Below are 14004 nucleotides of genomic sequence, written 5' to 3'. Positions count from 1 at the left end.
TCGTCGAGCGCCAAGGCCGAGGTCTCTTTCTTCGCGGAAGGGATTTCGGTCCGCTAAGGACTGCGCCGTGGTGTCGACGACACACGGATTGACAATGGAAGGGCTGCCGGAAACGGCGGCCCTTCTTTGTTTTTGGATATGCAAAGCCCCCCACCCTCTCGGGAAAGGGGCTTTGTTTTAATCCATAGGCAGGATCAGTGCTGCATCTCGCCCAGTTTCTTGCGGCTGTCGCCGCTCTTGTCGAGGATGATGCTGTCGTCGGGCTTGCCTTCGACTTCCAGAATGCCGATCAGGCCCTTGGTTGCGCGGCTCAGCGCGTGGTCGACCAGGGCATATTTGCCGGGGTAATCGACCTTGAACTCCACCATGGTGGCGCCGCCGGGGGCGACGGTGACGGTCTGGATGCCCTTGGCCGGCTCGCTTTCCAGGCCGCCCAGATTATAGACCTTGTCGAAGATCTCGCCGATGACGTGGAAGGACGAGGTCAGGTTCGGACCGCCGACGCCGAAGAACAGGCGAACCGTCTCGCCGACCTTGGCCTTCAGCGGCTTGTCCTTGGTCAGGGCGCCGACCGTGCCGTTGAACACCAGATAGCTCGGACGCTCGTTGACGAGGCCGTCATAGTCGTCCTCGGCATTCGCCAGGTTCTTGGCCTTGGTGGCGTAGATTTCCTGCTGCATCACATAGAATTCGTGATCGACCGGCGGCAGGCCGGCTTCCGGCTCCACCACGATCAGGCCGTACATGCCCTTGGAGATGTGGTGGGCAACCATCGGCGTGGCGCAGTGATAGACATAGACGCCGGGGGTCAGGGCCTTGAAGCTGAAGGCCTTGGTCTGGCCGGGCTCCACCTGGGTGATCTGGCCGCCGCCGAGGAAGCCGGTCGCGGCGTGGAAGTCGACGGAGTGGTTCATCGTCGATTCCGGCGCGTTGGAGATCGAAACATCCACCGTATCGCCGACCCGCACCCGCACCATCGGCCCCGGAACCGTGTTGTTGAAGGTCCAGTAGGTGTAGGTGGTGCCATCGTCCAGCTTGGATTCGACCTCGGTCGTCATCAGCGAGACCTTGTGGGTCTTCGGCGCGCGCTTGCCGGCCTTCTCCGGAGCCGGCACGGCGGCGGGGTCCTGGACGACGCTGACCGTCGGCTGCTTGACCTTCGGGTCGGCATAGAGCGTGTCGGCGGCCGAGGCGGCACCGATACCGGACAGGATCATCAGGGCGGCGGTGCTGACGGTGACGAGAGAGAGCTTGGTCTTCATGGCGTCGTCTCGGTTGAATGTTTCTTGTGAGGTAATATTCCTCCCGCTTCCGAGATCGATGCTTGACCGCCGTCAAGTGTAACTACCGAACGCTATTTTGTCGCATGCTCCTTTTTATTTCCACACTAAGTATAATGACTTTGGGCGTCAAGATTTCGGACGAAAGGAAACGCAGATCTCGGGATCGATTTCGATCCGGCCGGCACCGATCAAATCCAGGCAATAGGGGATCGCGGGAAACACCGCTTCCAGGCAATCATGGATGGCGGACGGCTTGCCCGGCAGATTGACGATCAGGCTGCTCCCGCGAATGCCGGCGGTCTGGCGCGACAGGATCGCAGTGGGCACCACCCGCAGGCTGACCGACCGCATCAGTTCGCCGAAACCCGGCATCATCTTGTCGCAGACCCGCTCCGTCGCCTCCGGCGTCACGTCGCGCGGGGCCGGGCCGGTGCCGCCGGTGGTCACCACCAGACCGCAGCCGGCAACGTCGCACAGCTCGACCAGGGTGGAGGCGATCAGGTCCAACTCGTCCGGGATCACCCGCGCTTCCGCCACCCAGGGGGAGGAGATGATGCGTGACAGCTCCTCGTTGATCGCCGGGCCGCCCTTGTCCTCATAGACGCCGCGGCTGGCGCGGTCGGAGACAGTGACGATTCCGATCTTCACGGGGCCAATCTTCACCGGTGCGGTCATGTCTCAAGGTCCTTTTCGGTCAGGCGGCGCAGGCGACCTGCCGGTAGAGTGCCGGCAACGCCTTGGTCAGGTGGGAAACCTGCGGGAATATGGCATAGGCGCCGCGTCCGAACAGATACGGGATATAGTCGCGGGCCTGCGCATCGACGGTGATGGCGAAAACCGCCAGCCCGTCGCGCCGCGCCTCGCGGATCGCCTGCCGCGTGTCCTCGATGCCGTAACGGCCCTCGTAATGATCCACGTCGTTCGGCTTGCCGTCGGTCAGCAGAACCAGCAGCCGGTTCCGGTTCGGCCGGTCGGCAAGCTGGGAGGTCACGTGACGGATCGCCGCCCCCATGCGGGTGTAGTAGCCGGGCTTCAGCGCACCGACCCGGCGGGTGACGGGAGGCCCCAGCGGCTCCTCGAAGCCTTTCAGCGTCTGGACCCGCACCCAGTGGCGCCGCCGCGACGTGAAGGAATAGAGCGCGTGGTCGTCGCCGCAGGCGGTCAGCCCATGGCTCAGTGCCAGCAGCGCCTCCTTCTCGACATCCAGAACCCGTCGTCCCTCGATCCAGCCATCGGTCGACAAGGAGCCGTCGACCAGCACCGCCACCGCCAGATCGCGGGCGGCGCTGCGCACCTGCTGGTGCACACGGTCGCTGCCGCAACCGCCGGCCCGGAGATCGGCCCGGCTGCGCACCAGGGCGGCCAGATCCAGTTCGTCGCCGTCGGCTTGACCGGTGAACAGCATGCGGCGCGGGCGCAACGCCTCGAACTGGCGGCGCACCTGACGGATGCGGCGCAGGGCGGCGGCATCGGGTTGCCAGGAGTCGCCGTCGGCCGGTGCGGTTTCCGCGATCACCCGGCAGTGGTTGGGGAGATGGGCCTGCCGGCCATGATCCCATTCCGGATAGGTCAGGATTGCCGCCAGCGGCGTGTCGTCGACTGCCGGCGCCCCGAGGTCGAGGTCGAGCTTCAGCGTGGTCGATGCCTTGCGCTGGTGCGCGCCGACAGCGATCTCGTCCAGATCGTCGGCGGCCTTGCGGGCATTCTCCGCATCGTCGTCATCGACCGCACGCGGGATGTTCAGTGCCTCGGCAAGGCTCAGCATCTTCTCGAAGCGGTTGAGGATCAGCGGGTCGTTGCGCTGGATCTGGTCGGTCTGCCGACGCGTCGCGGCCCGGCGGCGCTGGTCGCCCTCGGCCGCCTGTCCGCCTTCGCCGGGACTTTCGACGGCAGCGGAAGCGTCACGGCCGACGCTTGGCGACACCAACCCCCACAGCGGCACCGGCAGCATGCGGGCATAACCGTAAGGGGCGGTGAAATCCGACAGCGGAACGCTGGGCGCCAGCATGCGTGCGCCGTCGCTGGTGACGGCACCGGCGCCGAGCAGCGCCAGGACGGCGCGCTCGACATCGGCCTCGACCGGCGGCGGGCGGCGGGCGGGGCGGGTGGCGGCGACGGCGCGGGCCAGTTCCGCATGCATGCGGGACAGGCCGGGCCAGCGCGTCAGAACCCGCGCGGTGGTAGTGGCGGCGCTGCGGAGCGCCTGCACATCGGCCTGCAACGGGTCGGCGGGGGCCGGCTCGCCCTCGGCATTGGCAAAGAAGGCGGCCAGCCATTCATACAACCGCTCGTTCAGGGCAGCGTCGGGAAACAGGTCGATGGCAGTCGGCAACTGGAGCACATTGCCGTCCAATGCCGCCCGCTCCACCCGCTCCTGCCCCAGCCCGATGCGGCCGAGCAGCGACAGCCGGTGCCCCGACACCGCGGCGGTCCCGGCGGCAAGCCGAACGCCGCGGTCGCCGCCCAGCGCCCGGAAGAACACCGCGAGCCGCGGGCGCATCGTCTCCAGCGTGACGGCTGCGTCCGGATGGTGCGGATAGCTCGACCGCCCGCCGATCAGGCGGTGCCACAAACGGCCGACGGTCTCTTCCGGGTCGAAAAACTCCAGCATGGCGATAGCCCTCGGCCCTTTCAGATCAGCCCAGCGTGACCTCGGCGACGCGCAGCAGGGCGGCGCGGATGTCCGGGTCGTCGGTCAGCGGCTCGATCAGGGCGGCACGGATGGCGCGCTCGGGCTTCATGCCGGAGCGGATCAGCGTGGCGCAATAGATCAGCAGGCGGGTCGAAACGCCTTCCTCCAAATCCTGGCCCTTCAGGGCACGCAGGGCGTTGGCGAGGCGGACCAGCGGGACGACGCGGTTCTCGGGCAGGCCGCTTTCGGTCGAGACGATGGGAATCTCGCGCTCCGGCGGCGGGAAGTCGAATTCGACGGCCAGGAAGCGCTGGCGGGTGCTGGGCTTCAGCGCCTTCAGCACATTCTGGTAACCGGGGTTGTAGGACACCACCAGCATGAAGCCCGGCGGCGCTTCCAGCGTTTCACCGGTGCGGTCCAGCGGCAGGATGCGGCGGTCGTCGGTCAGCGGGTGCAGCACGACGGTGACGTCCTTGCGCGCCTCGACCACCTCGTCGAGATAGCAGATGGCGCCCTCGCGCACGGCACGGGTCAGAGGCCCGTCCGCCCAGACGGTGTCCCCGCCCTTCAGCAGATAGCGGCCGGTCAGGTCGGCGGCGGTCAGGTCGTCGTGGCAGGACACGGTGTAGAGCGGCCGGCCCAGCCTGGCCGCCATATGGGCGACGAAGCGGGTCTTGCCACAGCCGGTCGGCCCCTTCAGCAGAAGCGGCAAGCGATGAGTGTAGGCATGCTCGAACAGCGCGCACTCGTCGGCGGTCGGCTGATAGAACGGCAGGGACGGCAGGATGGGGACGGCGCTGTCGGGCATCGCGATGGAACTCCGTGAATGGAACGGCCCCTGCACCGACCGGGCATCCGGTAGGTTGCAGGGGCCGAAGGGGACGTCACTCGGCAGGCTGGTAGCTGGCCGGGATCGAGGCGGGCCGTTCCTCGCGGGCCGGGCCGAAGACGGCGTAGAGGTAAAGCGCGACGCCCACCGCCACGGCGAAACCGGCGCCAAGCCGCATCCAGTAGAACAGCGCGATCTGCTCCTGGACCTCCATGTAGCTCATGCCCAGGACCCGCTGCAGATGGGTCTGAACGACGCCGGCCACGGTGAGCGCGAAGGTCATGAAGGCCATGCCGCCGCTCATCAGCCAGAAACTCCACATGTTGAGGATCTGGTTGTAGGGCTGCTTGCCGCGCAGGTAGGGCATGGCGTAGGTGATGATGGCGAGGTTGATCATCGCATAGGCGCCGTAGAAGGCGAGGTGCCCATGCGCCGCGGTGACCTGGGTGCCGTGGGTGTAGTAGTTGATCGGCGCCAGCGTGTGCAGGAAGCCCCACAGCCCGGCGCCGAAGAAGGCGAAGACCGCGCAGCCCAGCGACCACAGCATCGCCGCCTTGTTCGGGTGACGGCGGCCGCTCTTCCACACCATCATGAAGGCGAAGACGACCATGGTGAAGAAGGGGGCGACTTCCAGCGTGGAGAACAGCGAGCCGATCCACTGCCAGTAACCGGGCGTGCCGATCCAGTAATAATGGTGGCCGGTACCGAGGATGCCGCTGAACAGGGCGAGACCGACCATGGCGTACAGCCACTTCTCGACGACCTCACGGTCGACGCCGGTCATCTTGATCATCAGGAAGGCGAGGATGGAGGCCAGGACCAGTTCCCACACGCCCTCGACCCACAGATGGACAACGTACCACCAGTACATCTTGTCCAGCGACAGGTTGGCCGGGTTGTAGAAGGAGAACAGGAAGAACAGAGCGATGCCCCACATGCCCACCAGCAGGATGTTGGTGATGACCGTGCGGCGGCCCTTCAGCACCGTCATCGTGATGTTGTAGAGGAACATCAGCGCGACCACGACGATGGCGGCCTTGATCCACAGCGGCTGTTCCAGGAACTCCCGCCCTTCATGGATGCGGAAGACATAGCCAACGACCGCCGCCAGCGCGCCGAAGACGAACAGGCCGAGCTGGATCAGCGCCAGTTTCGGACTGTACAGCTCGGTCTCCGCCTCCTCGGGCACGAGGTAGTAGGCGGCGCCGAAGAAGCCGATCAGCAGCCAGACGATCAGCGAGTTGGTGTGGATCATCCGGATGATGTTGAAGGGCAGAAGCTCCGACAACGTGTTGGGCAGGACATAGACGGTACCGGCCAGGAGACCCACCAGGATCTGCACACCGAACAGCCCCATGGCGGCCGCGAAGTAATAGAGGGCGACTTTTTGCGATTCGTACTTCATAACGGAAATCTCCTCAGCCCGACAGCTTGGGCGGCCAGTTCTGGGTGTTGATCCGGCTGGTCCATTCCAGGAACGCGGCGAGATCCTCGACCTCGCCTTCGGTCAGGTGGAACTGCGGCATCTGGCGCCGGCCTTCAATTCCGGACGGCTGTGCCGCCATCCAGCCCTTCAGCGCCATCACGGCGCCCTCGGGGTCCTTGTCGCCGCCATAGCGCAGCCAGACATTGCCCAGTTCGGGGGCGAAATAGGCGCCCTCGCCCAGCAGCGTGTGGCAGTTGATGCAGGCGTTCTTCTCCCACACATGCTTGCCGCGGGCGACCGCATCGGTCAGCGTCTTCTTGTCGGTGCTGGTATTGACGATGTAATTGTGGCTGAGCGCGGTCAACGCGACGAAGGTCGCGAAGAAGAACAGCGATCCGCCATAGAAGATGTTTCGCGCGGCCGCCTTGGTGAAGCGTTCGGTCATCGCTTGGGATCCCTGGAAATCTCGATCTGTCGGTCGAGAGGGGGTCGGTTCGGAAGGGCGTCGGGTGCGCGAGGCCGGAGGCGGGAAGCCGGGCGTCGCAGCGTCCTATCGCCACGGGTCGGGCGAATAATTGACCGTGGAGGAAGGGCATTCCTTGACCGCGGTCAAGCCGGTCCGCGGATCGCCGCCCTATCATTCGCGTACATGATGACAAGCTTTGGATAGTGGATATGGCCGACGTTGAGATGACGGGCCTGGAGACCGGCGGTGCGGAAGCCGCGGGTCCGGTGGAGCGGGGAAGCGGCCTTGCCGCCCTGCCCGGCAACCTGATGATGTGGATCCTGATCTTCAGCGAACTGGCGGTGTTCGGCGTCGCCTTCCTGGGCTTCGCCATCGCCCGCGTGCTGGACCCGGCGATTTTTGCCGCCGGTCAGGCCCATTTGAACGGCACGGCCGGCGCGCTGAACACCATGGTTCTGGTGACCAGCGGCTATCTGGCCGCCAAGGGGGTTGCCGCCGGACGGCGCGGTGCCGTGCCGCAGGCCCGCCGGGCGATGCTGATGGCGGCGGCCGTCGGGTCGGTGTTCCTGGCGGTGAAGGCGGTGGAATATTCGGCGACGCTGGGCGCCGGGCTGACCATCGACACCGACGGCTTCTTCACCCTCTATTTCCTGCTGACCGGTTTCCACGCCCTGCATGTGGTGCTGGGGATCGTCATCCTGCTGCTGGTCGGCCGTTCCGGCCCCGACACGCTGGTGGAGAATCTGGAGACGGGAGCGGCCTTCTGGCACATGGTCGATCTGGTCTGGGTGATCCTCTATCCGCTCGTCTATCTGATCCGTTGAGGAGACCGGCCATGACTGTTTTCAAGAACATCGACCGGCTGACGCTGTCCTGGCTGATCCTGATGGGGCTGACCGCCGTCACCCTGCTGTTCGCGCGCCATGGCGATGCGGGCGGCAGCGTCGGCATCGCCGGGGCGGCACTGCTGCTGACGCTGGCGGTGACGAAGGGACGGGAAATCCTGCTGCATTATTTGGAGTTGGACCATGCCGGTCCGGGCTGGCGGTTTCTGATGACCGGATGGCTGGTCCTGCTGTGCGGAGCCATCCTGCTGATCACCGCCGCCGGCACCCTGGGCTGGGTCGGCCCACACTGAAAAAAGACCGGGGGAAGCCGCCATGACCGAAGCCAAGCTCGGCCTGATCCTGACCAGCATCGCCGTCATCACCATGGCGGTGGCGCTCTATCGCCAGCGCGCGTTGGGACGCAATGGACTGGTGACGGTGATCGCCGCCACCGCCACCGTGTTCGCCGCGATGTTCTTTACCCAATAATCGGAGCCCGCCCGCCATCGACGCCGCTGGACCCGACGATCCGTATGCGTAAGATCGCCGGTTCGGATCGGCGTCGGGCGGGAAAAGCGGAAATGATGCAGCTTGAGGATTTGGGACAGCGCATCTGCATCCTGGGACCGTCCAACAGCGGCAAATCCACCCTTGCGTCGGCCATCGGGCGAAAGTGCGGCCTGACGGTCATTCACCTCGACCAGCTTTACCATCGGCCCGGCACCGATTGGGAGCCCCGCCCCAGGGAAGAGTTCGTCCGCCTGCACGACGACGCCATCGGCGGCGACCGGTGGGTGATGGACGGAAACTACTCCGTCTGCATGCAGCAGCGCTTCGCGCGGGCGACCGGGTTGATCATGCTGGACATCGCCATGCCGACCAGCCTGCTGCGGTATTTCCGCCGGACCCTGTTCGAGCGCGAACGGCTCGGCGGGCTGGATGGCGGGCGGGACAGCATCAAATGGGACATGATCCATCACATCGCCGTCGTCACTCCGCGGAACCGAAGCCGCAATGCGGCCCGGTTCGATCAGGCCGATCTGCCGAAAATTCGCCTGCCGTCGATCCGCGCGATCAAGGACTGCTACCGGCTATGGGGCTTGGAGAGATAGCCCGGCTTCCCTCCGCCCCGGCGTAGCCCCCTAAGAATCGAGCAACGCCGCAACCAGATCGAACTCCGGGTCGGCAAGATCGTCGATGACATCGAAGTGATGCCGCCCCTCCACCAACCGCAGCGCGGTCGCAGCGCCCAATCCAAGCCAGACATTGGCGAGCAGCTCCGTCTGGCGGACGAATTCCGGCCGCTCGGCCGCCCCGACCCAGCAGGTGATGCCGATGCCGGGCTGCGGGCGCAGCAGCGCCGGGCTTTCTGCCGCGGACTCCGCCTCGTCCAGCCGCAGCGTCGCGTTCATGCGGGTGTTCAGCAGCGGGCGCAGGTCGTGCAGGCCGCTGATGGAGACGACATGCTCCACCCGCACCCGGACATCGTCCGACAGCGGGGCGTCCGCGCAAACGAGCCGGCTGACCAAATGACCACCGGCGGAATGGCCGGTCAGGCGCAGAGGACCGGCCTCAGCCCTTGCGATGACCTCCACCGCCCAGGCCATCTGCCGGGTGATGCCGGCGATCCGGGTTTCGGGACACAGCGTGTAGCTGGGCATGGCGACCGCCCAGCCTCGTGCAAGCGGCCCGGCGGCCAGATGCGACCAGCGCGCCTTGTCGAAGGCCATCCAATAACCGCCATGGACGAAGACCACGGTGCCCTTCGCGGTTCCCTCCGGCCGGAACAGGTCGTAGCGCTCCCGCTCCCCCTCGCCATAAGGCAAATCCAGCTCCGCCCGTCCGGCGGCTGCGCGTTCGCTCCGGAAAGCTGCCGCCCGCTCCGCCCAGCGCGCGGGGTAGGCGTCGCCGCCGGGAATGTGGGCACCGTTGCTGTAGGCGTCGTCCCAATCCGTGATCCTGTGCAGTTCCGTCACAGCACCGTCCTCACCCGCCAGAGTTCCGGGAAGAGTTCCACGGCCAGCATGTTGCGCAGGTAGGACACGCCGCCGGTCCCGCCGGTGCCGCGCTTAAAGCCGATCACCCGTTCAACCGTCGTAACATGGTTGAAGCGCCAGCGGCGGAAGTAATCCTCGAAATCGACCAGCTTCTCGGCAAGCTCGTAGAGCGGCCAATGGGCTTCGGGCGACTGATAGACGATCCGCCATGCCTCGGTCACGCCGTCATGGGGCTGGTGGGTCTGCGACACGTCGCGCTCCAGCACCTCGGCCGGAACCGGAATGCCGTTGCGGGCGAGCAGGCGCAGCGCCTCGTCATACAGGCTGGGCCGCGACAGTTCCTGTTCCAGCAGGGCATGGATGTCCGGCCGGTGGGCATGGGGGCGCAGCATCGCCGGGTTGCGGTTGCCCAGCAGGAACTCAATCTCCCGGTACTGGTAGGACTGGAAGCCGGAGGATTGGCCGAGATCGTCGCGGAAGCGGGTGTATTCGCTGGGCGTCATCGTGCGCAGCACGTCCCAGGCCGAATTCAGCTGCTCGAAGATGCGGGCGACGCGGGTCAGCATCTTGAAGGCGGGCGACAGCCGGTCCTCGCGGATCGCCTCGCGGGCGGCGCGGATCTCGTAGACGGCCAGCCGCATCCACAGCTCCGACGTCTGGTGCTGGACGATGAACAGCATCTCGTCATGGGCGGTGGAGCGTGGAGTCTGCGCACCCAGGATGCGGTCCAGCTGCAGATAGTCGCCATAGGACATCCGCCCATCGAAGGCCATTTCGGCCCCCTCCGCTGCCGGATCGTAGGGCTTCTTGGTATCCTGCCCGCTCATGTCACCATCGCCTTCCTGTGGTAGTCGGGCCGGTCCCAAAGCCCGTCATCCATCACCTGCTTGAGCACGGCGACCGCGCCGCGCACCTCCGCCTCGCCGATATAGAGCGGCGTGAAGCCAAAGCGCAGCACGTCCGGCGCCCGGAAATCGCCGATCACGCCGCGGTCGATCAGCGCCTGCATGATGGCGTAGCCCTGTGGATGGCGGAACGACACCTGGCTGCCGCGCCGGTTGCCGTCGCGCGGGGAGGCAAGCTCCAGCATCGGGCACTGCGCCTCGACCAGCCCGATGAACAGGTCGCACAGCGCGATGGAGGTGCGGCGGATATCGGCCATCTCGACCTCGTCCCACACATCCAGCGCTGCGTCGAGTGCCGCCAGCGCGATCACCGGCGGTGTGCCGACGCGCATGCGCTCCACCCCCGCACCGGGACGGTAGGAGGGATCGAAGGCGAAGGGCGCCTCATGCCCCATCCAGCCGGACAGGGCCGGCCGAACCGTCGCCGCATGTTGCGGAGCGACATAGATGAAGGCCGGGGCCCCCGGTCCGCCATTCAGGTATTTGTAGGTGCAGCCGACCGCGAAGTCGGCCCCGGCGCCGGCCAGATCGACCGGCAGCGCACCGGCGGAATGGGCGAGGTCCCACACCGTCACCACCCCCGCCGCATGGGCCTTGGCGGTCAGCGCCGCCATGTCGTGCAGCCGGCCGGTCCGGTAATCCACCTGGGTCAGCATCAGAACGGCGACTTCCTCGCCGATTGCCGCTTCAACCTCCTCCGGCGCCACGACTTTCAGGACATGGCCACGACCCAGCGTTTCGATCAGTCCTTCCGCCATGTAGAGGTCGGTTGGGAAGTTGCCGCTGTCGGACAGGATCACCCGGCGGTCGGGCCGCATCGCCAGGGTCGCGGCCAGCGCCTGATAGACCTTGATCGACAGGGTATCGCCGACCACCACGCTGCCGGACGGCGCGCCGATCAGCCGGGCGATGCGGTCACCGACCTTGCCCGGCTGCACCATCCAGCCGGCGCTGTTCCAGCCGCGGATCAGTTGGCCGCCCCATTCCCGGGCGAGGGTACGGGCCACCCGCTCCTCCACCCCGATGGGCAGCGGTCCCAGCGAGTTGCCGTCGAGATAGATCACGCCATCCGGAATGCGGAAGCGGGCGCGGGTCTTCTGAAAATCGGTCATCGATCTGACTGCTCCTTCCCCGGCAAAGGATGCCGATCTATCGCTGGGATTGCAAATTGTTGCGACAATCAAGCGTATCAGACGATAGGAAATCGCCATTGTCCCGGAGGCCGCGAAAGTGGAGGATCACACCGGCCGGGGCAACCGGCCAATATTGCTCCCTTCCCACTCACCCAAGGACCGGACGAACCGCCATGTTCAACGCGCTTTCCCGCCAGCCCGACGATGCCCTGCTCGCCCTGATCGGGCTTTACAAGCAGGATCCGCGTCCGGGCAAGGTCGATCTCGGCGTCGGGGTCTACCGGGACGAGGAGGGACGCACCCCGGTCTTCCGCGCGGTGAAGGCGGCGGAACGGCTGCTGCTCGACGGGCAGGACAGCAAGGCCTATCTGGGGTTGGAAGGCGACGCCGGGTATCTGGAGCGGCTGTGGTCGCTGGTCGGCGGTGGCGCCGGCACCAAGGTCGCCACGGCCGGCGTGCAGACCCCCGGCGGGTCGGGCGCGCTGCGGCTGGCCGCCGACCTCGTCCTGCGCGGCGGGTCGAAACGGGTGCTGGTTGGCCAGCCGACCTGGCCCAACCATGTCGGCATCTTCGCCGCCGCCGGCCTTGAGGTCGTCAGCCATCACTTCTTCGACACCGCCGGCCAGACCGTGCTGTTCGACCGCATGGTCGCGGCGTTCGAGGCGGCGCAGCCCGGCGACGTCGCCCTGCTGCACGCCAGCTGCCACAACCCCACCGGCGCGCCGCTGTCGCTCGACCAATGGAAGGAACTGGCGGCGGTGCTGGAAAAGCGCGGCGTCCTGCCGCTGGTCGACCTTGCCTATCAGGGCTTCGGCCGCGGTCTGGACGAGGATGCCGAGGGGCTGCGCCACCTGATCGGCGTCGTGCCGGAAACGCTGGTCGCCGTGTCGTCGTCGAAGTCCTTCGGCCTCTACCGCGAGCGCACCGGCGCCATCTTCGCCGTTGCCGCGGCACCGGCCGCCGCCGATCTCGCCAAGTCCAACCTGATGGCGCTGGCCCGCACCAGCTATTCGATGCCGCCCGACCATGGCGCCGCCGTCGTCCGCACCATCCTGAGCGATGCCGCGCTGACCGCCGACTGGACGGCGGAACTGGACGTCATGCGCGCCCGTATCACCGGCATCCGCCGCAAGCTGGCCGCCGGTCTGGCCGGCGCCTTCCCCACCCTGGCCGCGGTGGCGGAGCAGGAGGGCATGTTCTCGCTGCTGCCGCTGACCGAGGCGGAGGTGCTGCGGCTGCGCGCCGACCACGCCATCTACATGCCGACCTCCGGCCGCATCAACATCGCCGGCCTGAAGACGGCCGAGGTGGACGATGTGGTGGCGAAATTCGCCGCTCTTCGTTGAGCCCTTTGGTTTGATCCGGGGACAGACGACGATGGCCGCGACCCTCCAGGCTCCGCCCGCCGCGGTGGAGCGTCACCAGCTCTATGAAGACGCGCTTGCCATGCTGATGGGCACGCTGTTCATCGCGCTGGGCATGCTGATCTATTCCAAGAACGATGCTGCTGACCGGCAGCACCGCCGGGCTGGCTCTGCTGCTGAGCTATGTCACCAAGGTCCAGTTCGGCATCATCTTCTTCGCGATCAACCTGCCCTTCTACTGGCTGGCCTGGAAGCGGCTGGGCTGGAAATTCACCGCCCGCACCTTCACCGCCGTGGCGCTGGTGACGCTGTTCTCGCGCCTGACCGACCAATGGGTGGGCTTCACCCATCTGGATCCGGTCTATGCCACCGTGGTGGGGAGCGGCCTGTGCGGCACCGGCCTCCTGATGCTGTTCCGCCACCGCACCGGTCTGGGCGGCGTCAACATCCTGGCGATCTACCTGCAGGAGACCTACGGCATCCGCGCCGGCTATTTCCAGCTGGGTGTCGATTTCGCGATCCTGGCCGGCGCCTTCTTCGTCCTCGCGCCGGACCGACTTCTGCTGTCGGTGCTGGGGGCGACCATCGTCAACGTCACGCTGGCGATCAACCACAAGCCGGGCCGCTATCTCGGCATCAGCTGAGAGGCGACCGCTGCGGGCGTCGGTCAGCGCCCGCAGCAGGCCTTGTGCTTTTTCCCCGAACCGCAGGGGCAGGGATCGTTGCGGCCGACCTTGACCACGCGGCGCGGCGGGTCCTTCGGGTTCAAGACGCTGTCGACATAGAACCAGCGGCCGTCGACGCGGCGGAAGCGCGACCGCTCATGCAGCGGCCACTCCTCGCCATCGCGATGGAAGGTCAGGAAGAACTCAACCATCCCGTCGTCGCCGGCCTCCTCCGCCTTCATGACGGTCAGCGGCCCCCAGTCGCATTCGTCCGCCACCCGTTCCACATCGGCGCGGCTGAAGGTGGCGCGGGTTTCCGGCACGCAACTCCGCTCGATATGGTCAATGTCGCGGCGGACGAAGGCCGTGTAGCGCGACCGCATCAGCGCTTCCGCGCTGGGCGCAGGCTCTCCCGCCAGGATCGGGTCGCAGCACTGGTCGAACTCGCGGCCGGAACCGCAGGGGCAGGCGGACATG

16 protein-coding genes are annotated in these 14004 nt (G+C 66.6%); 6 read left to right on the top strand and 10 right to left on the bottom strand.

What is annotated here, in order from left to right; all coding sequences use genetic code 11:
* Positions 1–194: 194 nt before the first annotated feature.
* From nirK to ACWPN3_RS10845, 6 genes are all read right to left on the bottom strand, one after another.
* Complete coding sequence (gene nirK, locus ACWPN3_RS10870; RefSeq protein WP_109447044.1) at positions 195–1262, bottom strand: copper-containing nitrite reductase; 1068 nt, start codon at positions 1260–1262, stop codon at positions 195–197.
* 147 nt (positions 1263–1409) lie between these two features.
* Positions 1410–1931, bottom strand: coding sequence for a molybdopterin adenylyltransferase (gene mog / locus ACWPN3_RS10865; protein ID WP_492261358.1), 522 nt, complete (start codon positions 1929–1931; stop codon positions 1410–1412).
* A 46-nt stretch (positions 1932–1977) separates the two neighbouring features.
* Positions 1978–3894 (bottom strand): nitric oxide reductase activation protein NorD, encoded by a 1917-nt coding sequence (locus ACWPN3_RS10860; RefSeq protein WP_492242779.1) that lies wholly within the window; start codon positions 3892–3894, stop codon positions 1978–1980.
* Positions 3895–3919: 25 nt separating this feature from the next.
* A complete protein-coding gene (locus ACWPN3_RS10855; RefSeq protein WP_492242778.1) occupies positions 3920–4723 on the bottom strand; it encodes a CbbQ/NirQ/NorQ/GpvN family protein in 804 nt (267 codons plus the stop codon).
* Between the two features lie 76 nt (positions 4724–4799).
* Positions 4800–6149 (bottom strand): cbb3-type cytochrome c oxidase subunit I, encoded by a 1350-nt coding sequence (locus ACWPN3_RS10850; protein ID WP_109447052.1) that lies wholly within the window; start codon positions 6147–6149, stop codon positions 4800–4802.
* Between the two features lie 13 nt (positions 6150–6162).
* Positions 6163–6615, bottom strand: coding sequence for a c-type cytochrome (locus ACWPN3_RS10845; RefSeq protein WP_109447054.1), 453 nt, complete (start codon positions 6613–6615; stop codon positions 6163–6165).
* Positions 6616–6845: 230 nt separating this feature from the next.
* On the opposite strand from ACWPN3_RS10845, the gene ACWPN3_RS10840 reads away from it, so the two are divergent.
* The 4 genes from ACWPN3_RS10840 (at position 6846) to ACWPN3_RS10825 (ending at position 8575) form a co-directional block, all read left to right on the top strand.
* Positions 6846–7460: a cytochrome c oxidase subunit 3 gene (locus ACWPN3_RS10840; RefSeq protein ID WP_109447056.1), complete on the top strand. Its 615-nt coding sequence runs from the start codon at positions 6846–6848 to the stop codon at positions 7458–7460.
* Between the two features lie 11 nt (positions 7461–7471).
* The gene (locus ACWPN3_RS10835) at positions 7472–7774 is read left to right on the top strand and encodes a cytochrome C oxidase subunit IV family protein (protein ID WP_492242777.1); all 303 of its coding nucleotides are present in this window, start codon (positions 7472–7474) and stop codon (positions 7772–7774) included.
* Between the two features lie 22 nt (positions 7775–7796).
* Positions 7797–7952, top strand: coding sequence for a hypothetical protein (locus ACWPN3_RS10830; RefSeq protein WP_199237599.1), 156 nt, complete (start codon positions 7797–7799; stop codon positions 7950–7952).
* A 92-nt stretch (positions 7953–8044) separates the two neighbouring features.
* Positions 8045–8575: a P-loop NTPase family protein gene (locus ACWPN3_RS10825; protein WP_492242776.1), complete on the top strand. Its 531-nt coding sequence runs from the start codon at positions 8045–8047 to the stop codon at positions 8573–8575.
* A 30-nt stretch (positions 8576–8605) separates the two neighbouring features.
* Here the strand turns inward: ACWPN3_RS10825 and ACWPN3_RS10820 are convergent, their stop codons facing one another.
* Genes ACWPN3_RS10820 through kynU form a run of 3 tightly spaced genes read right to left on the bottom strand, consistent with a single transcriptional unit; the run spans position 8606 to position 11477 of the window.
* Positions 8606–9439: a hormone-sensitive lipase gene (locus ACWPN3_RS10820; RefSeq protein ID WP_492261357.1), complete on the bottom strand. Its 834-nt coding sequence runs from the start codon at positions 9437–9439 to the stop codon at positions 8606–8608.
* Positions 9436–10287, bottom strand: coding sequence for a tryptophan 2,3-dioxygenase (kynA, locus tag ACWPN3_RS10815; protein ID WP_492261356.1), 852 nt, complete (start codon positions 10285–10287; stop codon positions 9436–9438). Before kynA ends, ACWPN3_RS10820 begins: the two co-directional genes overlap by 4 nt.
* Positions 10284–11477, bottom strand: a complete 1194-nt coding sequence (kynU, locus tag ACWPN3_RS10810; protein ID WP_492242773.1) for a kynureninase — start codon at positions 11475–11477, stop codon at positions 10284–10286. Before kynU ends, kynA begins: the two co-directional genes overlap by 4 nt.
* Before the next feature lie 194 nt (positions 11478–11671).
* Here kynU and ACWPN3_RS10805 point away from each other — a divergent pair, with 194 nt between their 5' ends.
* Together ACWPN3_RS10805 and ACWPN3_RS10800 are read left to right on the top strand one after the other, a co-directional pair.
* The gene (locus ACWPN3_RS10805) at positions 11672–12844 is read left to right on the top strand and encodes an amino acid aminotransferase (protein ID WP_492242772.1); all 1173 of its coding nucleotides are present in this window, start codon (positions 11672–11674) and stop codon (positions 12842–12844) included.
* A gap of 155 nt (positions 12845–12999) precedes the next feature.
* Positions 13000–13506 carry a YitT family protein gene (locus ACWPN3_RS10800; RefSeq protein WP_492261355.1) on the top strand — a complete coding sequence of 169 codons (507 nt, stop codon included), beginning with the start codon at positions 13000–13002 and terminating at the stop codon, positions 13504–13506.
* Between the two features lie 23 nt (positions 13507–13529).
* Here ACWPN3_RS10800 and ACWPN3_RS10795 read toward each other — a convergent pair whose 3' ends face one another.
* Positions 13530–14003 (bottom strand): YchJ family protein, encoded by a 474-nt coding sequence (locus tag ACWPN3_RS10795; protein ID WP_492242771.1) that lies wholly within the window; start codon positions 14001–14003, stop codon positions 13530–13532.
* Position 14004 lies beyond the last annotated feature (1 nt).

This window comes from Azospirillum sp. UENF 111221 (genome assembly GCF_058780625.1).
Note: the sequence above shows the minus strand (reverse complement) of the source record. Positions and strands in the feature narration are given on the sequence as shown.